This window comes from Actinocrispum sp. NPDC049592 (assembly GCF_040675465.1).
Lineage (GTDB): Bacteria > Actinomycetota > Actinomycetes > Mycobacteriales > Pseudonocardiaceae > Kibdelosporangium.
Genome location: NZ_JBFAPA010000014.1, coordinates 242,074 through 261,044, shown reverse-complemented (window position 1 = coordinate 261,044; position 18,971 = coordinate 242,074). Strand labels below are relative to the sequence as shown.

General features: G+C 68.5%; 17 protein-coding genes. 9 read left to right on the top strand and 8 right to left on the bottom strand.

Annotation, left to right across the window (positions count from 1 at the left end; translation table 11 throughout):
- Positions 1-26 precede the first annotated feature (26 nt).
- From AB0J95_RS31855 to AB0J95_RS31845, 3 genes are all read left to right on the top strand, one after another.
- Positions 27-1,388: a PLP-dependent aminotransferase family protein gene (locus tag AB0J95_RS31855; RefSeq protein WP_364766055.1), complete on the top strand. Its 1,362-nt coding sequence runs from the start codon at positions 27-29 to the stop codon at positions 1,386-1,388.
- A gap of 64 nt (positions 1,389-1,452) precedes the next feature.
- Positions 1,453-2,529: a glycosyltransferase gene (locus tag AB0J95_RS31850; protein WP_364766052.1), complete on the top strand. Its 1,077-nt coding sequence runs from the start codon at positions 1,453-1,455 to the stop codon at positions 2,527-2,529.
- Positions 2,530-2,613: 84 nt separating this feature from the next.
- On the top strand, positions 2,614-5,355 hold the full coding sequence (locus AB0J95_RS31845) for an AAA family ATPase (protein ID WP_364766049.1): 2,742 nt from the start codon (positions 2,614-2,616) through the stop codon (positions 5,353-5,355).
- Here the strand turns inward: AB0J95_RS31845 and AB0J95_RS31840 are convergent.
- The 3 genes from AB0J95_RS31840 to AB0J95_RS31830 all read right to left on the bottom strand — a co-directional run bounded on the left by AB0J95_RS31840 (position 5,352) and on the right by AB0J95_RS31830 (position 8,170).
- A complete protein-coding gene (locus AB0J95_RS31840) occupies positions 5,352-6,443 on the bottom strand; it encodes a sulfite oxidase (protein WP_364766047.1) in 1,092 nt (363 codons plus the stop codon). The two genes, AB0J95_RS31845 and AB0J95_RS31840, sit on opposite strands and share 4 nt — an antisense overlap.
- Before the next feature lie 112 nt (positions 6,444-6,555).
- Positions 6,556-7,533, bottom strand: coding sequence for an LLM class flavin-dependent oxidoreductase (locus tag AB0J95_RS31835; RefSeq protein ID WP_364766045.1), 978 nt, complete (start codon positions 7,531-7,533; stop codon positions 6,556-6,558).
- A gap of 16 nt (positions 7,534-7,549) precedes the next feature.
- Complete coding sequence (locus AB0J95_RS31830; RefSeq protein ID WP_364766042.1) at positions 7,550-8,170, bottom strand: helix-turn-helix domain-containing protein; 621 nt, start codon at positions 8,168-8,170, stop codon at positions 7,550-7,552.
- A 222-nt stretch (positions 8,171-8,392) separates the two neighbouring features.
- Between AB0J95_RS31830 and AB0J95_RS31825 the strand changes: the two genes are divergently transcribed.
- A complete protein-coding gene (locus AB0J95_RS31825) occupies positions 8,393-9,061 on the top strand; it encodes a helix-turn-helix domain-containing protein (protein ID WP_364766039.1) in 669 nt (222 codons plus the stop codon).
- A 156-nt stretch (positions 9,062-9,217) separates the two neighbouring features.
- Positions 9,218-9,364: a hypothetical protein gene (locus tag AB0J95_RS31820; RefSeq protein ID WP_364766036.1), complete on the top strand. Its 147-nt coding sequence runs from the start codon at positions 9,218-9,220 to the stop codon at positions 9,362-9,364.
- A 128-nt stretch (positions 9,365-9,492) separates the two neighbouring features.
- Here AB0J95_RS31820 and AB0J95_RS31815 read toward each other — a convergent pair whose 3' ends face one another.
- Together AB0J95_RS31815 and AB0J95_RS31810 are read right to left on the bottom strand one after the other, a co-directional pair.
- Positions 9,493-9,846 carry a cupin domain-containing protein gene (locus tag AB0J95_RS31815; RefSeq protein ID WP_364766033.1) on the bottom strand — a complete coding sequence of 118 codons (354 nt, stop codon included), beginning with the start codon at positions 9,844-9,846 and terminating at the stop codon, positions 9,493-9,495.
- Positions 9,847-9,880: 34 nt separating this feature from the next.
- Complete coding sequence (locus AB0J95_RS31810) at positions 9,881-11,413, bottom strand: tannase/feruloyl esterase family alpha/beta hydrolase (RefSeq protein WP_364766030.1); 1,533 nt, start codon at positions 11,411-11,413, stop codon at positions 9,881-9,883.
- A 39-nt stretch (positions 11,414-11,452) separates the two neighbouring features.
- Between AB0J95_RS31810 and AB0J95_RS31805 the strand changes: the two genes are divergently transcribed.
- Positions 11,453-11,788, top strand: a complete 336-nt coding sequence (locus tag AB0J95_RS31805) for a VOC family protein (RefSeq protein ID WP_364766027.1) — start codon at positions 11,453-11,455, stop codon at positions 11,786-11,788.
- Positions 11,789-11,815: 27 nt separating this feature from the next.
- Here AB0J95_RS31805 and AB0J95_RS31800 read toward each other — a convergent pair whose 3' ends face one another.
- Positions 11,816-12,238 (bottom strand): DUF5709 domain-containing protein, encoded by a 423-nt coding sequence (locus AB0J95_RS31800; protein ID WP_364766025.1) that lies wholly within the window; start codon positions 12,236-12,238, stop codon positions 11,816-11,818.
- 28 nt (positions 12,239-12,266) lie between these two features.
- Positions 12,267-13,487 carry a hypothetical protein gene (locus tag AB0J95_RS31795; RefSeq protein ID WP_364766023.1) on the bottom strand — a complete coding sequence of 407 codons (1,221 nt, stop codon included), beginning with the start codon at positions 13,485-13,487 and terminating at the stop codon, positions 12,267-12,269.
- Between the two features lie 255 nt (positions 13,488-13,742).
- Between AB0J95_RS31795 and AB0J95_RS31790 the strand changes: the two genes are divergently transcribed.
- Positions 13,743-14,834 carry a C1 family peptidase gene (locus AB0J95_RS31790; protein WP_364766021.1) on the top strand — a complete coding sequence of 364 codons (1,092 nt, stop codon included), beginning with the start codon at positions 13,743-13,745 and terminating at the stop codon, positions 14,832-14,834.
- Positions 14,835-14,845: 11 nt separating this feature from the next.
- Positions 14,846-15,259 carry a hypothetical protein gene (locus AB0J95_RS31785; protein ID WP_364766019.1) on the top strand — a complete coding sequence of 138 codons (414 nt, stop codon included), beginning with the start codon at positions 14,846-14,848 and terminating at the stop codon, positions 15,257-15,259.
- Between the two features lie 178 nt (positions 15,260-15,437).
- Here AB0J95_RS31785 and AB0J95_RS31780 read toward each other — a convergent pair whose 3' ends face one another.
- Positions 15,438-15,740, bottom strand: a complete 303-nt coding sequence (locus tag AB0J95_RS31780; RefSeq protein WP_364766017.1) for a protease inhibitor I42 family protein — start codon at positions 15,738-15,740, stop codon at positions 15,438-15,440.
- 172 nt (positions 15,741-15,912) lie between these two features.
- On the opposite strand from AB0J95_RS31780, the gene AB0J95_RS31775 reads away from it, so the two are divergent.
- A complete protein-coding gene (locus AB0J95_RS31775) occupies positions 15,913-18,948 on the top strand; it encodes a discoidin domain-containing protein (protein ID WP_364766014.1) in 3,036 nt (1,011 codons plus the stop codon).
- Positions 18,949-18,971 lie beyond the last annotated feature (23 nt).

Below are 18,971 nucleotides of genomic sequence, written 5' to 3'. Positions count from 1 at the left end.
CTTGTTCACGCGTAGAGTCCAGTTCCATGGCAGATTCGTGGTCCAGTTCGGTCGACGCCCACCTCGACTGGGCGCCCGGCAGCGGGCGCAAGGCGCTGGCCGACGCCGTCCGCAAGGCGATCCGCGACGGCCGCTGGCAGCCGGGCGCGGTGGTCCCGTCGACCCGCGCACTGGCCCACGACCTGGGGATTGCCCGCGGCACGGTCACCCGCGTGTACTCCGACCTGGCCGCCGAGGGGTACCTGGAGTCCAGCCAGGGCGCGCCGACCAAGGTCGCCACCGCGGGCGCCGGACCCGAGGCGATCCCGGAGACCGCCTACGCCCGCAAGCCCTCGCCCCGCTGGAACCTCGAGCCCGGCCGTCCCGACCCCTCGCTGTTCCCCAGGGACCTCTGGGCGACGGCGGCGAAACGGGTGCTCCAGCACACGCCCAACGAGACCTTCGGCTACGGCGAACCCCGCGGATCCCTTGTCCTGCGAACGACTCTGGCCGCGTACATCGGCCGCAGCCGGGGCGTGATCGCCGACCCGGCCCGTATCGTCGTCTGCGCGGGCTTCAGCCAGGCCATCACGGTTCTCGGCAAAGCGTTGCAGGACTTGGGCATCACCGAGATGGCCTTCGAGGACCCGAGCTTCAACCGGTTCCGCAACCTCGCCGAGGCGTCCGGGCAGCAGATCGTCGGCGTCCCGGTCGACGAACACGGCCTGCGAGTGGACCAGTTGACCAGCCCATCGGTCGTCGTCACGCCGGCGCACCAGGCCCCGATCGGGGTCACCATGGCGCCCAACCGAAGGACGGCGCTGGCCGGGTCGGGAGCGATCGTGATCGAGGACGACTACGACGGCGAGTTCCGCTACGACCGCCACCAAGTCGGTGCGCTGCAAGCACTCGCGCCGGAACGAGTGGTCTACTCGGGCACCGCGAGCAAGTCGCTGGCGCCCTCGCTGCGGTTGTCCTGGCTGGCGCTGCCCCGGTTCCTGGTCGACCCGGTGATCGCCGCGCTCGAGGCGACCGGCACCCACCCGGGTGTCCTCGAACAGCTCATCCTGGCCGACATGATCAGTACCCGCGCCTACGACCGGCACGTCCGCCGCTGCCGCGCCGAATACCGGTCCAGAAGGGACAAGGTCGTCGCCGCGCTGCCCGCCCACCTCAAGCCGCACGGGATCTCCGCGGGCCTGCACCTGATGTTGCCGCTGTCCAGGGAGGTCGAGGCCACCGTCCCCGGGATCGCGGCTCGGCACTCGCTGGCCATCCACACCCTGGCCGCGCACCGGATGACCGGCGCGGACAACCCCAACGGCCTGATCGTCGGGTACGGTGCGCCGGCGCGCAACCAGTTCGCCGGCACCCTCAACGCCCTGCAGAAACTCCTCGCCGAGCTGTGACTACGTAGTCGGCTTCAGTAGTTGCACGGATCCCGGATCCGGCGTTCGCTGAAACCGTGAACGCATGCGAATCGTGTTCACCAGTCTTCCCGCTTACGGGCACCTGTACCCGATGCTGCCGCTCGCGCTGGCCTGCGCGGACGCCGGTCACGAGGTGACCGTCGCGACCGGCGAGCCGTTCGCCGGCCGGTTGCCGCTGCCGACCGCGCGCACCTTCGACGCGGACAAGCTCAACGACCTGCAACACCAGACGGCCCGCAGCCGCCGCGGCCCGATGGACCCGGCAGGGTTCGCCACCGCCTTCTTCGGCGAGTTCTGCGCTCCGGCGGCCATCGAGGCACTGCAGCCGATATTCACCGAGAACCGTCCTGACCTGGTGGTCTACGCGGTCGCCGACGTCGGGGCGGCGGTCGTCGCCCACGCCATGGGCGTTGCCGCGGTCGCGTTCGGGCTCGGCCAGTGGCACCCGGTCCTGGCCGAGTGGCAGGCCACCGCCTCCCGGCTGAACAACTCGGCTGCGCAGCTGCGGCACTACCTCGACCCGGCGCCGTCCGTGCTGTCCACCAACCCGGCCGGGATCCCGATCCGGCCGGTGGCCTGGTCCGAGGACGGCCCCACGCCCGAGTGGCGGCTGAGCCGGCCGCGCGTCTACATCACCCTGGGCACCGTCGCGTTCGGTGCGGTCGAGGTGCTGCGGCGCGCGATCCTGGAGACCGCCGCGCACGACGTCGAGATCCTGGTCGCGGTAGGTCCGTCCGGTGATCCGGCGCTGCTCGGCGACCTGCCGGACAACGTCACCGTCGAGCGGTTCGTGTCCCAAGCGGCGGTGTTGCCGGAGGTGGACCTGGTCGTGCACCACGGCGGTTCGGGGACCATGCTCGGCGCGATGGAGCACGGCCTGCCGCAGCTGATCCTGCCGCAGGGCGCCGACCAGTTCATCAACGCCGAGACCGTCGCCCGGATCCAGGCAGGCCGGGCGCTGCGCAACGACGAACAGGTCCCCGGCGCCATCCAGGCCGCGGTCGAGCAGCTGCTCACCGACGGCCCGGAACGGCTCACCGCCAAGCGGATCGCCGGCGAGATCGCCGCGATGCCCGCACCCGCCGAGGTCGTCCCCGTGCTGGAAGGACTCGTCCGATGAGCCCGTTCAGGCTGCTGAAGTGGTTGCTGTCCGGCGGGCACGCGTCCCGCTGATCATCGGCCCGGTCGCCTATCGTGACCTTCCGTGGGGTTGTCGCGGTTGGTCGGGCGCCGGGCCGAGGTGGAGCTGCTCGGCGACCGGCGGGCGGCCGCGTTCGCCGGGTCCGGCCAGGTCGTGCTGGTCGCCGGCGAACCGGGGATCGGCAAGACCCGGCTGGCGCAGGAACTCGGCGCCACGGCGGTCTGGGGCCGCGCGGTCCAGGACGACGGCAGCCCGCCGTACTGGCCGTTCCGGCAGGTCCTGCGCACTCTGGCCACGCGGCATCCGGCCGGGCAGCTGACCAGCGATCTCGCCCTGATCGCGCCCGAGGTGGGCGCCGGGCCGACCCGCCCGATCACCTCGGCGGAGGAACGGTTCCGCGTGTTCGAGGCGGTCACCGAATACCTGGTCACCGCGGCCGAGGCGGATGGCCTGCTGATCGTGCTGGACGACGTGCACTGGGCCGACCCGCCGACGCTGCACTTGCTGGTCCACCTGGCCCGGTCCATCCGGTCGTCGAAGCTGCTGATCCTGGCCGCGTACCGGGACACCGAGGCGCACGAGGCGATGTCCGAGACGCTGGCGTCGCTCAGCCGCGAAGACACCGTGACCCGGATCCGTCTACGGGGACTCACCGAGGCGGAGGTCGCCACGCAGCTCGCGGGCCTGACCGGGGCGCCGGTAGCCGACGATGTGGCCGCCAAGGTGACCAGGCAGTCGCACGGGAACCCGTTCTTCGTGGCCGAACTGGGGCGGCTGATCCACGGCACGGACGAATTGCCAGATGCCGTGCGGGATGCGGTCCGTGCCCGGCTGAAAGCGTTGTCGGACCACGAGGTTCTGCGCGCTGGGTCGTTGCTGGCCTCGTTGGATCCGGGGGTGCTGGCCGAGGTCCTGCAGCGCCCGCTCGCCGAGGTTCTGTCCGCTTTGGACGAAGCCGCGCAGGCAGGGCTGGTCGATGGCAGGCGGTTCGTGCACGATCTCGTCCGCGAGGCCGCCAGGCTGGACCTGCCCACCGCGCTGCGGCTCGACCTGCACCGGCGGATCGCCGTCCACTTCGGACAACGCGGCGACTCCGGTACGCGCGTGGCCGAGATCGCCCACCACTGGCTGGAGTCGTTGCCCGCGGGCGATCCGGTGAAAGCGGCCGAATGGGCCGAGCGCGCGGCGGACATGGCGATGGCGCAACTGGCCTGGGAGAACGCTTCGATCCTGTACTCGCGGACCCTGGCGGCGTTCCCGGATCTGAAGCCCAGGGCTCGCGCGAGCCTGCTGTGCCGGCTCGGGATCGCCCGGCTGCGCCGGTTCGACGTGATCGGCGGCGAGGAGGCGCTGCGCGAGGCCGCCGCTTCGGCCCGGGAAGCGGGCGATTCCAACGCGCTGGCCGAAGTCGCGCTGGCGATGGAGGCGATGAGCAGCGCGGAGTGGAACAACACCGGCAAAGCGCTCTGCGACGAGGCCCTCGCGGCCCTGCCGCGAGACGACAACCCGTTGCGTTCGCGGCTTTTGGCGCAGCGGGCGGCCGAGGGAGCGTTCACCGGCGCGCCCGAGGTGGACGAACTGTCCAGGGAAGCGCTCGGGATCGCCGGCCGGACCGGTGACCCACAGGCGCTGCGCTCGGCGTTGCGGGCCCGCCAGCTGGCGTGTTCCGGTCCGGACGGCGTCCACGAACGACTGTCCCTCGCGGACCGGATGCTGGCGCTGGGCGTCGCCGACGATGACGCCGAAGCGTTGTTGTGGGGCCGGATGTGGCGGTTCGACGCGTACTGCCAGCTGGGCCGGCTCGATGACGCCGAGGCCCAGCTGGCGGCGATCGGCGAGGCCGCCGCCCGGATCAGGACGGCGGTCGCGCAGTGGCATCACGTCCGGGCACAGGCCGCCATCGCCCATGCGCGCGGGAACTTCGAGCGTGCCCGCGAACTCGCTGACACCGCACTGGATCTGGTGAAGGACACCGGTGGTTCGGTGGTCACACAGGTCACCGTGACCGTGGTGGCCACGGTTGCCGGGATGACGGGTGATGAGGCCGGTGTACTTGAGGAGTACGGCGAACGGTATCTGTTTCACCCGCCGGAGATCGTGGCCTCGCTGATCGGCGGCTGGCACGCATCGTGCGGGCGGTTGGACATCGCCCGCCGCTGCTACCACCCCCAGCAGGTGCACGACGTCATCGGCGGGATGCGGTTCCTGCCCGTGATGGCCGGACTCGTCGTCCTGGCAACGACTTTCGAGGACAAGGCGACCGCTCAGGCCGCGTACGAACGGTTGCTGCCGTACGGCGAGCTGATCACCTGCGGCGGCGCCGGTGTCGTGACCCTGAACGGTGCTGTTCATGGCGTTCTGGGGCTGGCGGCGGCCGCGGTCGGCAGGCTCGACGACGCGGTCCGGCACTATCGCCAGGCGCTGGTGGTCAACGAGCGGTCGGGCATGCGGCCACATGTGGCCACTGTCGGGCTCGATCTCGCTCGCGTCCTGATCAGACGACGACGGCCCGGCGACCGCGACGAGGCCCTCGCGCTGGCCACTTCCGTTGCCGCGCAAGCGGAAGCTCTAGGGATGCGACCGTTGCTCGCACAGGCACGCGAACTGACCGGCAACAGCAGCGACCCATTGAGCAAGCGGGAACAGGAAATCGCGGTACTTGTGGGCCAAGGCTTGACGAACAGGCAGATCGCGGCCGCGACGCACATCTCGGTCCGGACCGTGGAGACCCACGTCCAGCACATCCTCGCCAAGCTCGGCCTGTCCACCCGCACCCAGATCGCTGCCTGGGCGGCGAAGAACTAGACCACCGTCACCGGGTGCCGCACGATTGCGTCGAACAGATACCCCTGAGTGTTGTGGACGGCGACATCGGGCTGCCGTGTGCCTGTGCCGTCGGTGGCCCTTGCCCGCAAGGTGTACGCCCCGGGAGCTTTGGGGTGCCACGGGAACTCCCATTGGACCCAGGCGTTTTCGCACGCTGGACTGGTGAACCGGGCATGGCGCCAAGTCATGCCGTCGGTGCTCACGTCGACGTGCCGGATGCGACCGTTGCCGGACCAAGATCGTCCGGTGAGGACTTGCTTTCCCCTTGGCAAGACGGCGTTTCGCGGTAGCTCGAAGGCGCTTTTGACGACCTGGTGGGTCACCAGCGTGCCGTCCGGCGGATAGACCGGGCCGATCAGCCGGTAGTACTGGGTGTCCCACGGTGACGCCAACTGAGTGTCGGCGACCTCGATCCGGCCGAGCCATTTGATCGACGCGATCCCCACCCACGAGGGCACCACGAGCCGCACCGGGAACCCGTGGTCCGGCGGCAGCGGTTCGCCGTTCATCTCGTACGCGACAAGGACGTCCTCCAGCGCCTTGGCCACCGGCAACGGGCGCCGCACCTTCCCCAGGTTGACTCCACCGGTGACGTAGTCCGGATCAAGGCCCTCCGGCAGCACATCCACCGCCCGGCGGCTGATCCCGGCCTTGGCGAGCACAGTGGACAGCCGCACCCCACGCCACCGCGCGACCCCGATCGCCCCCAGATGCCATGCCGTGCCGGTGACCTGCTGGCCTTGTTGACTGGCGTAGTAGCTTCGGCCGTTGCCCGCGCATTCGATGAACGCGGACAACGACTCCGACGGCAGGCTCCGCAGGTCCCGGTAGCCGAACTCGACCGGACCGCCGCGCAGACCCGAGCCGAACACGGTCAGCCGCCAGGTGTCGACGTCGATCGTCGGGGTCGATGTGTGGTTGCGGACGAAGAACCGGTCGTTGGGCACGTGGTAACCCTGTCCGCGCAACGCCTCCCAGCGGGTCTCCGCGTTCGTGCCGAGCACGTCGAAGATCTCCGGCGGCAGCGGCTTGACGATCGGCCCGGCCGCCGTCGCTGGGGTCGCCATACCCGCCAACCCTAGCCCCGGCGGCTACTGTCGCGGGCGCCCAGGCCGGTTGCCACATTGCTGTCAACAGTGTTGACAACGGAGCCGATCTCGACCCGGCTTCGCCTCGTGATCACTGGAACTGCGGGATGACCTCGCGGGCGAACAGCTCGAAGTGCTCCCGCAGCCGGCGCACCGGCACCCCCGGCGGCGCGATCCGCAGCCCGAACATGTCGACGGGCAGGTTCCCGGCCATGTTCTTGATCCAGGTCACGCCCTCGGCCGGGGTGACGACCGTGAGCTGCCCGGACTTGCGCAGCTCTTCGATCGACCCGATCGGCGGCAGCCCAGCGGTCCTCGCCATATGACCGGCCCAGTTCAGCACCGGAGGCGCCAGCTCGGCGAACAACCGCTCGGGATCGGAGGACACGAAGAACCACGGCGTGCCGGTGAGGTTGATCCGTGCGGTGGCGGGATCCTTGCCCTGCTCGGCCAATGCGTCCAAATAGGACTGCCAGACCTGCGGATTGGCAGGCCCGGTGTAGGCATCGCCGTAGCGGGCCGCACGGCGCACGGCGGCACGGCTCAGGCCGCCGACCCAGATGGGTGGATGCGGGTCCTGCACCGGGCGCGGAGTCACCCGCGCGCCGTCGATGTCGAAGAAGTCATTGTGGACGGTCACGGTCTCGCCCAGCCACAGCCTTTTCACCGTGTCCAGGACGGCGTTCGCCCTGGCACCCAATGACTTCCGATCCACGCCATATCCGGCGAACTCGACCGGGTTGTACCCCACACCCACGCCGAGATCCAGCCGTCCACCGGAGACGACATCGAGCACAGCGGCGTCCTCGGCGAGCCGGACAGGGTGGTACAGCGGCAAAAGCGCCACATTGGTCGCGACTCGCATCGAAGTGGTACGGGCCGCAATGGCGGTGGCGGCCACAAGTGGTGACGGCAGGAAGGAATCGTCGGCGAAGTGGTGCTCACCGATGACGGCGTGGCTGAAGCCGAGCGACTCGGCCCAGACGATGTGGTCGATGGTGTCCGCGACGACCTCGGGCGAGGTCAGCGAGCCACCGGTGCGGAAGTCGGCGATCAGCCCGAATCTCATGGCGCCTCCAGCGGGATCAGCGGCGCAGGTCGGCCGGTTCGGGCGGCCTGCCCGGAAGGGTGGACCGGGCCGGGGTGACCAGCCCGTCGAGGTAGAGCTGCAGTGAGCGCCGGGCGAACGTCTCCGCGGCGGCCCAGTCCCCGCCCCGCAGCGGCCGGGTGAGCTGGGCCAGCGTCATCAGCAGGTCGAACGCGGACACGTCGTCGCGCATACGCCCGGCCTCCTGCGCCGTTGTCACCAGCGTTGACACGCCTGTGACCAGGCGTTCTTTCTCGGCGGCCAACTCCGGGCTGTCCTTGTCGGGGTGGCCGGCGAGCAAGGGGCAGATCACCGCGATCCGTTCGCCGGCCGCGGCCAGCATGAACCGGCTGACCGCGGCGAACGGGTCGGCCTCGCGCGGTCGCGTGGCCTCGTCGGCGAGCCGGCGAAGCACCCCCAGCACGACCTCGTAGAGCAGCGCGTTCCGGTCGGGGAAGTGCCGGTAGACGGTGGCATTGGCGGTCTCAGCGCGCCGCGCGATCTCGTCCAGCGCGGCGTCCGGGCCCTGCTCGGCGAACACTTCGCAGGCCGTCGCGACGATCCGGGCCCGGTTGCGCAGCCCATCCGCACGCGGCCGCCGCACCCGGCGCGTCTCCATCGCAGCCCCCTCCCTCCTGCTCTTATCCGGGGACTGTATCCGCTCTTAAGCCTCCAGACAAGATTAAACGGGGAGAATCTCCCCTGATAAATCAGCAACACGACAACATCACGATCAGCTGATAGACGCCGACGGACATCAACACTGTTGTCAACGCTGTTGTCAACGCTGTTGTCACCGATGTGTGCGAAGATGCGGCTGGACCGATCAGGAGGGGAACGGATGACCAGAGCCGCGGGGCCGGGGGTGGCCCTGAGCGCGACCACGATCGTGGACCGAGCGCTTGAGCTGGCCGAACGCGAAGGAGCGGCCGCGCTGAGCATGCGGCGCCTCGGCCGGGAGCTGGGCGTGGACGCGACCGCGTTCTACCGGCACTTCCGGGACAAGGACGAACTCGTGCTCGCGCTGGCCGACCGCACCATCGAGAGCGTCCTGGACCGGCTGCGCGACATCACGCCGGACACCGGGTGGCGGTCCGCGCTGCGACGGATCGCGGACGCCATGTGGCAGCAGGCCCAGGAGCACCCGGTCGTGTTCGCGCTGACGTTCGCCCGCAGCACCGGCGGCCCGGCCGAGCGCCAGGTCGTCGAGATCATCCTGCGCACCCTCCAGCCCCTGGGCCTGGGCGCGGCCAAAACCGTACTGCTGTACCGGTTGTTCATGGACACCCTGCTGGCGTTGGCGGGCATGGGCTGCACGGCTCGCACGCTGCCGCCGGAGATCGCCGAGAAGGACGTCACCGCCTGGTCCCGGGTGTACGCGGCCTTGCCGCACAAGGACTTCCCCGCGACCCACAAGCACGCGCCGGCGTTGATCGGCGTCACCGACCACGAGATCTTCATGGCCTCGGTCGACTCACTGATCACCTACATCGAGAGCCAACTGGCCTAGCCGTACGAAAATCCCGCCAGGTGCCCGGTTTCCTTGTCCGACCGGTCGAATTTCCCGCGTAAATGCGGGAACCCGGGCCAAACCGCTATGTGGGTTCCTCGCCGAGCCAGTACCTTCGCACGGCCCAGCGCGGCTACGGCAAAGAGAGGATCACCCATGGGCCAGAACGGGCGCGCAGGCGACACCGCCGACCCCCGCCCGCAGCCGACCGTCCACACCCGCCAGCAGGCCGCACCGGCCGAGGCCGACCCGGAGGAACTGTTCGGCGAGACCACGATGACCGCTCCCCCGGACCTCGGCTGAGAGCTTGACCTGGAGCGCACTTCAGTTGTCGGCGCGCCCGGGCGGCTACCTCAGCGCCGACCAGATGGCCGCGACCATCGTATGGGCGGTCACCCAACCGTCCGGTGTGGACATCAACACGCTCACCGTCAGGCCGGTGGGTTCGCCTCGCTGGCGCGGTACCGGACCTCGAGTATGATGCAGCCGGTCTCGGTGCGGTACGGGCCATGCCGCATGCCCGGTTGCCGCGACGCGTAGTCGCCCAGCCGGAACGCGCTGTCGAGGGTGATGTCCTGCAGGTCGCCGGCGAGGATGTAGACCTCCTCGACGTACTCGTGGGTGATCACACCCTCGGTTTCCACGCCGGGCAGCCAGCGGGCCAGCCGGGTCAGGATCTCCGGGTCCCGCTCATCCCGGGCGAGCACGCGTTCGAGCACGCCCTTCTGGTCGGTCTCCTGCCACGGCTGGTCGTTGGCCGGGAAGAACTCGTGTTCGGACTTCATACCCACGATCTTCCCGGCCGCGGACCGGTTTCGCCTACCAGCGGCGGCAGCTGAAGCTGGCCGCGTTGTTCGGGTCGCCGTGACCGTCGTAGCGCGACACCAGCGGGTACTTGCAGAGGTTGCGCGTACGGGCGCCGTCCACGCTCCGGCCCAGCAGGGTGTCCGGGGCGATGCCCTTCTCCACCCAGTCGACCAGCTGGCCGAGCGGGTCGACCGGCAGCTCGCCCGGGCCGAAGAAGCAGTGGTCCGCGCCGGGCACCAGGAAAAGCCGGTAGAACTTGTCTACTTTGGACGCTCCGCCCATCGCGCGTTCGACCCGTTCACGGTAGTCGACCGTGCCCTTGTACGGGATGAGCGAGTCGACCTGGCCGTGCCACGTGATCAGCTTGCCGCCGGAGTCACGGAACGCGGACAGGTCCGGGTCGTCGGTGCCGATGATGTCGTTGAACCGGCGCGACTGCTCGAAGACCCGTTCGAAGTCGCGATAGGTCATGGTCCTGACGTCGAACGACGGGTTCTGCTTGACGAAGTACTGCACCCACGTCTCGGCGATCTCGAACGGCACACCGGTGAGCTTGCCGTCCGGGCCGGGCACGGTGCTGCCGAGATTGGCCAGTGAGGTGCCGGGGTCGAGCCCGTACCACTGCCGGGGGCCGTCCCAGATCTTCTGCATGACCCGGGCGTCCTGCACGGAGATCGTGATCTCCTTGCCGTCACAGGTGATCTTCTTGCCGACGAGCTCGGCGGCGGTGAAGTCGCACCTGTTCGGCAGGTCGATCACGCCGTCGACGACGCCGTCCTTCGGGTCGCAGGCGGCGACCGCGGCGTCCAAGAAGGCCTTGAACTCACACGGGCTCAGCAGGTTGTGTTCCTGGTACATCACGATCTGCGGCCACAGGTCGGCCGGGACGAACCGGTCCCAGTTGATCGCGGGCGCGTCGGCGTTGATGCCGTCGTAGTCGTCCGGGAACCGTTGGGCGTTCATCATTCCCTGGCGGCCGCCGGTGGAGCAGCCGTCCCAGTAGGCGTACTTGGCGGGTTTGCCGTAGTAGCTCGCGGTCACGGCTTTGCCGGCCACCGCCATGTCGTGCAGTGAGCGCGAGGCGAAGTTCTTGACCAGTTCCTTGTCGCCGGCCCAGGCTGCTGGGTTGTTGATGTTGAAACCCACACCACCGTCGGTGTCCGCCGTCGCGAAGCCGCGCTTGACGCCTGTCGCGAGCGTGCTGTCGCCGAGGTTCATCGCGTAGCCACCGCCGCCCGCGCCGAGGAACCGCCCGGTCCAGCCGGTGACCGGCAGCCAGACGAGGACCTTGACGTTGTCGTGTGCCCCGGGATGGGTGAGCATGACGGTGACTTCGCAGTACGGCGGGACGTCGGTGACCGGCGGCAGCCCGATCGGCGACTCCACCGTCCCACCAGGTTTCTCGACCGCCGTCACGGACACCACCTCGGCGCCAGGGACTCGCGGTTTGGTGGCCTGACAGGTTTGCGCGGCTTGCGCCTGCGGGGCCGTCACCAGCAGGGACGGCAGTAAGAGGGCGGCCGCGAACAGAGTTCGTCGTGTCATACCTTCTCCCCAAGTCGGTCGCCACCTACCGTATCGGGCATGACAACCGTGATCCCCCGGATGTTCGTCGACGACGTCGAGGCCGAGGTCCGGTTCCTGCGGGCGGTGTTCGACGCCACCGGCACCGTGAAACCGGGCCGCCCAGCCGAAATCCACATCGGCGACGCGGTGCTGCTGATCTCCGCGACGACCGAACGCCCCCATTTCCCAGCGTTCCTGTACGTCTACGTGCCCGACGCCGACGCGGCGTTCGAACGTGCCCTGGCCTCAGGCGCAACCACCCTCGAAGAGCCGCTCGACACCCCCTACGGCCAGCGCCGCGCCATGGTCCGCGACCCCGAAGGCAACATCTTCCAGATCGCGCACACCCGCTAGTTGACCAAGTCCCGCCGCGTGGGGATGTCAGTAGTCGGATGGGTTGACCAGGTGGATGGCGGCTTCTTCGGCGGAGGCGGCGCCGCCGTCGATACCGACGTCGGAGGCGAACAGCTGGTCGTCGGTGTCGGGGCCGAAGCCCTCGTCGGTGGCGACCAGGCGGCCGGAGCGGTCGTCGCCGACCTCGTCGTCGAGCAGCTCACCGTCGGTGTCGGTGGTGTCGCCGAGGTCGTCGTCGTCCTCGTCATAGGACAGGTCGGGGACCTCGCGGGCGAGGCGGCCGCCGAGGCTCTCACCATCGGCCGTCTCCCGGGCGGTGGTGCCCCAGTCGTTGATGGCCTGCGCGCGCTCGGGCGGCGAGTAGCCCTCGTCGAACGGGTTCCGGTCGTCCAGGGTGTCCTCGGGGTCGAGCAGCCCGTTGTCGGCGTTGTCCTCGATGTCGTCGTCCACGACAACTCCTTTCGACGGGATAAGGGTGTCACGGGCAGTGTGAGCGCTGCCGGCCGAGGTCCGTGAGCAGGCGAGACAGCACGTTGGGGTTGCTCGGCAGATCGAAGTGGGTCACGCCGGGGTTGTCGCGCAGGCTGAACCGGTAACACGGGGTGCCCTGCCAGGCGAGGATGGCCTCGTTGGTGATGTCCTCCTGGTTCGCGTCGCCGTCGCGGTAGAGGAAACGCGAGGTCGGCACAATCTGGCCAACCGTCAGATCCGGCAGCTGCGCGCCGACGATGGTCGGCAGGCCGGACCCCTTCTCGCCGTACACGTCCACGCCCGGGAACCGCAGCGAGACGAACCCGATGTAGTAGTCGCCGATCTCCCGCGCGTGCGGGAACCCGGCGTCGGCGTACAGCTGCCGGTAGTCGCGCGGGGTGTAGGTGCGCTGCGGGGTCTGCACGATCACCTCGCGGTCGCCGAACACCCGCGGGTCCGACGAGCTCATGTACGTCGAGGGGTGCGAGATGTACATCAGCGCGCTGCTGCGGGCGCCTTCCGGGGTCTGCGGGTAGCTGCCGTCCTGCACGGTCAGGCCCGTGAACATCATCGAGTACAGCAGGCCCTGGCCGGGGAAGTTGCCGGCGAGCGGGGTGAACCCGTGCACGTACTTGGCTCGCCACGCCTTGCTGGTGTGGGTGAGCAGGTACTGGATGTAGAGCGGCCCGTTCGAGTGGCCGACCAGCTGCACCGGGCGGTTGCCGTTGTCCCGGTAGGTGTCCTCGACCAACCGCTTGGCGCGGCCCAGGAACCCGCCCATGTCCGGGGTCAGCCGGGCGTCGTAACCAGCCACCCGGATGTCCTTGTCCCGTACGTATCCCGCGGACTCCAAGGTCTGGTACAGGGTTTCGTAGAACGGCGCGCTGGATGTCCTGCCATAGTCGACGATCCGCACATCGACGCCCGGCTGTTCGCTGAACCGCGACGGCATCGGCTTCCACGGCGCCGGGTCGTAGCGCAGCGTCATCAGCTTGTCCTGGCAGATCTGGCTGAACGTGGTGCTCGGCCGGTCGTTGAGGAACAAGTCCTGGAAGCTGCCCGACGCCGGGCACTCCGGCGCTGCTTTCTGGTGGTGCACGGTCACTTCGAGCCGCGTGAAGTGCCACGCGGGGAACAGCACCACCGGGGTCCGCGCCGGCGCGGCGTTCGCGGCGCCCGGCAACGCCATCACCATGAGCAACGCCAGCAACCAGGATCGTGCCTTCATACCGTGACGATAACGCTGTCGCAATAAAAACGCACCCCATGCCGCCGATTCACGCCTTCCCGCCCGTAACGAAAAACATTTTCGCCGCGGGCCGAATTGAGCCGGACAACGATTGCATCGCCAGCTGACGAAATACACAAAGGATCAATGCGGCACCCTGGGCAAACAGTTCAGCGCGGAGTAGCATCCTGTCGCGCGGACCCTGCGACGCTCCGCCGCATTACCACTGAAAAACGTGCCTTAATGGGGTTCGCCATGCCCGAAACACCAGAAGCACTCAACCTCGACATCCTCCGTGACGCACTTTCCGACGCAGGCGGGCCGTGGGAGAGCGGCACCACCACGATGAGCCTGATGGAGGAACACGAACGGACGATCCGGCTCGGCGTCCCGGCCCGTCCCGAATTGCCCGCCCACGACACCGCTCTGCTTACCGCCGCGACCGCCGTCGACGACGTCACCGCGCCCAGTTCCTTCGATTTGCGGAATGTCGGCGGTGTCAATTACGACACCGCGGTGAAGGACCAGGGCGGCTGCGGTTCCTGTGTCGCTTTCGGCACCGCCGCGACAATGGAGAACGTCTACCGGTTCACCCACCGGACGCAGACGCCGCTGGACCTCTCCGAGGCGCACCTGTTCTACTGCCACGCCCGCGCCGAGGGCCGGAACTGCGGTAACGGCTGGTGGCCGGACCGTGCGCTGACCGCCGCCCGGGACAAGGGCGTCGCGTTCGACGACTACTTCCCGTACACCGCGGGCGACCAGGACTGCAGCAGGCTCAACGCGGACTGGCCCAACCGCAACGCCAAGGTGACCTCGTTCGAGACGATCTCCGGGAACGTCGCCAAGATGAAGGAGTCGATCTCCACCTACGGCGCGATCACCGCGTGCTTCAACGTTTTCCAGGACTTCTTCTCCTACCGGACCGGCGTGTACCGCCACGTGACCGGAAACCTGGCCGGCGGGCATTGTGTCTGCCTGATCGGATACGACGACGCGGCCGGCTGCTGGATCGCCCGCAACAGCTGGGGAACCGGCTGGGGCGACTCGGGCTATTTCCGGATCGCGTACGGGGAATGCGGGATCGAGACATTCCAGACCTGCGCGGCCTATGGCGTGAACATTCGCGCCTGGCTGCCCGACCAGCAGATCCTGGGATTGTGGAGCAACGAGTACGACGCGAATATCTGGGCCTATGGCTCCACGCGCGGCTGGATCAAGCTGGACAGCACGGTGGCCGTCACCTCCCAGACGATGCTGTCCGAACTCGCCGCCGCCAAAGCCTTGAACCGGCCAGTTGGCCTGTTCGAGGACACGGACAGCATCAAGCAAATCTACGCCTGGTAAAGGGTTGCATGATGTCAAACAACAAAGGAACGCCCATTCTCCAGCCGCCGACGACCGAGAGCAGCATCGACATCAGCATCCCCGGCACCTCCGCGCCGAGTGACGAACAGATCGCCGCCCTGGTCGTCGAGTCCGCGCCGCTCGCCGGTCCCACCATGGCACCACCGGCCGCCGCCGCCCTCGCTGAGGAGGCGGTGACCGGCACCTGGCAGAACAACGTCAAGATCGACGCGCTGTGGTGCATCGACGAGACCCGCAACGCCTGGATGCGCGTGGTCGGCGTGGGCTGGAAGAAGATCTACAACGGCCGCGACGGCGCGTTCACCGCCCTGGTCACCCTCGCCTCGCAGGCCCGCCAGACCGGTCACGCCGTCAACATCCGCGAAGAACCCGACGGCATGATCTACGAGATCTACCTGTGGTGAAATAGAAGCAGACTGGGGCCAGCGTCGCGCAGGCCCCAGTCGCCTTCATCTCTGAGGCGTCTCCCGTTCACCACCCCGGCCCCACCGCCCGGTACCCCCGACCTGGGCACCTGTGGGGCCATCGGCGTTGCCCCGAGTCCCCACCACCGCCACCCACCCTCGGGGCAACGCCCCTCATTCACCGCACGGTGACGGAGTACCGGCGTTGCTCGGCCGGCTGGTTCTCCCATTCCCGCGCGAGTTCGAGCACGACCGACGCCTGCCCGGCCGCGACGGCGCGGAGTTTGAGCACGCGCTCGGACGCGGCGCCGATGGCGTGGGACTGCGGGGTCACGCGGTCGTCGGCCAGTTCCAGCGGGGCGCCGGTGTCCTTGACCGACCAGACGTAGCCGGTGGTGCCGTTCTCGGGGAGGCGGATGACCAGCTCGTCCCCGACGCCGACCTCGACGGATGTCCGGTCGGCCATCTCGATTTCGGCCATGGACCGATGCTAATCCGCTGACCGCCGGATCGCCGAGGGCTTGACGTTTGGCTGCCGGTCGCCCAGAGTCTCTTCCAGGAGAGCGCTCTCCCGGACAAGTTTCCCCAGCCGCCACCGGTCCCTGCCGACCATCCCGATGGCGGTGTGAGTCGCGCTCGCCCATGGAGACTTCATGCCACACTCGTCCCCCCTGTCCCGCCGCCGCGGCTGGGCCCTGCTGATCGTGGCCTTGCTCGCCTGCTACCTGGCCGGCGTCCCGACCGCCCAGGCCGAGAGCACCCTGATCTCCCAAGGAAAACTCACCACTGCCTCGTCCGCCGAGAACGATGGCACCCCGGCGACCGCCGCCACCGACGGCAACCCGGGCACCCGCTGGTCCAGCCAGTTCGCCGATCCGCAGTGGCTGCAGGTGGACCTCGGCGGCAACGCCACCATCGACAAGGTCGTTCTCAGCTGGGAAACGGCCGCCGCCAAGGCGTACCGGATCGAGACCTCGAACAACACCAACGACTGGACGCCGATCTACCAGACCGCCACCGGCCCGGGCGGCACCGAGACCCTCAACATCACCGGATCGGGTCGCTACATCCGGATGTACGGCACCACCCGGGCGACCGCCTGGGGTTACTCGCTGTGGGAGTTCCAGGTCTACGGCACGGTGGGCACCAGTGGCCCGCCCGGAAACGTCATCTCGCAGTTCAAACAAGTCACCGGATCGAGCTACGAAGGCGGCAACGCTCCGGCAGCGGCACTCGACGGCCGCACGACCACGAGGTGGTCCAGCCAGTTCAGCGACCAGCAGTGGCTGCGCGTGGACCTCGGCGGCAACGCCACCATCAGCAAGGTCGTGCTCAACTGGGAAGCCGCGTACGCCAAGGCGTACCGGATCGAAGTGTCCAACGACGACAACAACTGGCAGCAGATCTACCAGACGGCCGCGGGTGCCGGCGGAACCGAGACACTGAACATCACCGGATCGGGTCGTTACATCCGCTTCTTCGGTACACAGCGGGCAACCGGGTACGGCTACTCGCTGTGGGAGTTCCAGGTCTACGGCACGGTCGACACCGCCGCGACCACTCCTCCGCTGCTGTCCGGTCCCACCAAGGCCCCGGGCAACCTCAACAAGTTCGCGCTGACCGCCCCGGCGGACAACGCGATGATCACCAACACCCGCCGGCCCGTCTTCTCCTGGGCGTCCACCGGCGCGGCCCGCTACCAGGTCTGGCTCAACATCAGCCGGACGGACTACGACTTCACCCAGTCCGGCAATCTCATCGACCTGTACACGAAGGTCGCCGAGACGACAGCCACGACATACACCCCAACGTGGGACATCTCCGACCGCTGGACCTACAAGTGGTTCATTGTGGACAGTGCCGGCAACGGCTCGAACATCCGCACGTTCAGCCTGTACCTACCGAACGTCACCACGGTGAACGACGGCGTGCGGATCGTCAACGGCAGCCGTGACCTGAACAAGAACGGCACGATCGAGCCGTACGAGGACTGGCACCAGCCGATCGACGCCCGGGTGAACGACCTCCTCACCCGGATGACGATCGAGGAGAAGGCCTACCAGATGTTCTACAACGCCCAGGCCTTCCCGCAGTCCGGCTGGCACTTCGGTCCCGCCGAGGCGAATGACCTGAACACCATCCTGCTGGCCTCCTCTGGCACCCGGTTGGGTATTCCTTTCATCTCAGCGGGCGACACCATCCACGGGTACAAGACGACCTACCCCACGCAGAGCGCGCTGGCGGCGGGCAAGGACTACCCACTCGAGTACAAACTCGGCGACATGCAGCGCCGCGAACAGCTCGAAGTGGGTACACGCGGTGTCCTCGGCCCGCTTGCCGAGGTGGGTACGAAGGTGCTCTACCCACGCATCCAGGAGGGCAACGGCGAGAACGCGGACGTCGCCGCGGCACAGGTGCGCGCGCTGGTGTCCGGTCTGCAGGGCGGACCCGAGCTCAACCCGGCGTCGGTGCTGGCCACGGTCAAGCACTGGCCGGGTGAAGGCGCGGGCGGAGAAGCCCTGATCGTGTACGACGCGGTCACCATCAAGTACCACATGATCCCGTTCCGGGCCGCGATGGAGGCCGGTGCGGTCAACATCATGCCCGGCTACGCGGGCAGTTCGCTGCTCGATCCCGGTGGACCAGGCGCCGGTGACAGCGCCAAGATCCTGGCCTACCTGCGGCAGAACATGGGCTACACCGGCCTGATCACCACCGACTGGCTGCCGTCCGGGTCGTGGATCGGCGCGGCGAACGCCGGGTCGGACGTGATGGGCGGGGCCGACCCGGGCGCCGCCGGGTTCTCCATCGCGAGCTTCACCCAGAACGTGCCCGCGGCCCGGATCAACGACGCCGTCCGCCGGGTGCTCAAGCTGAAGTTCCAGTTAGGACTGTTCGAGAACCCATACGGTGATCCGGTGAACGGACCGTACCGGTTCCACCAGCCCGCCTACACCGCTCTGGTGAACCAGGCGGAACGGGAGTCCATCACGGTGCTGAAGAACAACGGTGTTCTGCCCATGCGGCTCAACGCCGGTGACAACATCGTGGTCACCGGTCCACGGGCGACCGACCCGCTGGCCTGCTGCATCTGGACCAGCTACTTCCACCAGGAGTACGGTTCACTGTCCATAATGGACGCGATCAAGGCCAGGGCCGCCCAGTCCGGCGTGAACGTGTACCAGGACAACGGTCCCGCGCCGAAACTCGCCGTCGTCGCGGTCGGCGAGGGCTCCTACACCCACGCCACAAACTGGGTCAAGGAGCAACCGTACCTGCCCGCGGACCAGCTCGCGCTGATCCAGAACTTCCAGCGGCAGGGCATTCCCGTCGTCGTACTGCTCGTGATGCCGAGGCCGTACGTCATCACCGAATGGAACGACCTGGCCAGCGCGATCGTGGTGACCTACCGCGGCGGCGAGGAGATGGGCCCGGCCGCGGCCGGCCTGCTGTTCGGCGACTACACCGCGCGCGGGCGGCTGCCGTGGCAGCTACCGCGCAGCCTGACCGATGTCCTTCGACCGGGTGGTACCGACATCCCGGCGGACGCGACGGAAAATTGGGACCTGCCATACGATCTGGGTGCCACCGCCGCACAACGTGCTGACATACGGGCGAAAATCGACGCGGGGCAGCCCGTGCCGACGACGTACGGTAACCCGCTCTATCCCTACGGTGCCGGACTCTAGGCCCTGACCGACGCGCTCGCCGC

What these genes read in the sequence shown, in the direction of transcription:
- AB0J95_RS31855 (WP_364766055.1), top strand. Translation starts at nt 27, where the DNA reads ATGGCAGATTCGTGGTCCAGTTCGGTCGACGCCCACCTCGACTGGGCG.
- AB0J95_RS31825 (WP_364766039.1), top strand. Translation starts at nt 8,393, where the DNA reads ATGACCAGAGCCGCGGGGCCGGGGGTGGCCCTGAGCGCGACCACGATC.
- AB0J95_RS31805 (WP_364766027.1), top strand. Translation starts at nt 11,453, where the DNA reads ATGACAACCGTGATCCCCCGGATGTTCGTCGACGACGTCGAGGCCGAG.
- AB0J95_RS31790 (WP_364766021.1), top strand. Translation starts at nt 13,743, where the DNA reads ATGCCCGAAACACCAGAAGCACTCAACCTCGACATCCTCCGTGACGCA.
- AB0J95_RS31775 (WP_364766014.1), top strand. Translation starts at nt 15,913, where the DNA reads ATGCCACACTCGTCCCCCCTGTCCCGCCGCCGCGGCTGGGCCCTGCTG.
- AB0J95_RS31850 (WP_364766052.1), top strand. Translation starts at nt 1,453, where the DNA reads ATGCGAATCGTGTTCACCAGTCTTCCCGCTTACGGGCACCTGTACCCG.
- AB0J95_RS31785 (WP_364766019.1), top strand. Translation starts at nt 14,846, where the DNA reads ATGTCAAACAACAAAGGAACGCCCATTCTCCAGCCGCCGACGACCGAG.
- AB0J95_RS31780 (WP_364766017.1), bottom strand. Translation starts at nt 15,740, where the DNA reads ATGGCCGAAATCGAGATGGCCGACCGGACATCCGTCGAGGTCGGCGTC.
- AB0J95_RS31835 (WP_364766045.1), bottom strand. Translation starts at nt 7,533, where the DNA reads ATGAGATTCGGGCTGATCGCCGACTTCCGCACCGGTGGCTCGCTGACC.
- AB0J95_RS31820 (WP_364766036.1), top strand. Translation starts at nt 9,218, where the DNA reads ATGGGCCAGAACGGGCGCGCAGGCGACACCGCCGACCCCCGCCCGCAG.
- AB0J95_RS31810 (WP_364766030.1), bottom strand. Translation starts at nt 11,413, where the DNA reads ATGACACGACGAACTCTGTTCGCGGCCGCCCTCTTACTGCCGTCCCTG.
- AB0J95_RS31815 (WP_364766033.1), bottom strand. Translation starts at nt 9,846, where the DNA reads ATGAAGTCCGAACACGAGTTCTTCCCGGCCAACGACCAGCCGTGGCAG.
- AB0J95_RS31840 (WP_364766047.1), bottom strand. Translation starts at nt 6,443, where the DNA reads ATGGCGACCCCAGCGACGGCGGCCGGGCCGATCGTCAAGCCGCTGCCG.
- AB0J95_RS31795 (WP_364766023.1), bottom strand. Translation starts at nt 13,487, where the DNA reads ATGAAGGCACGATCCTGGTTGCTGGCGTTGCTCATGGTGATGGCGTTG.
- AB0J95_RS31830 (WP_364766042.1), bottom strand. Translation starts at nt 8,170, where the DNA reads ATGGAGACGCGCCGGGTGCGGCGGCCGCGTGCGGATGGGCTGCGCAAC.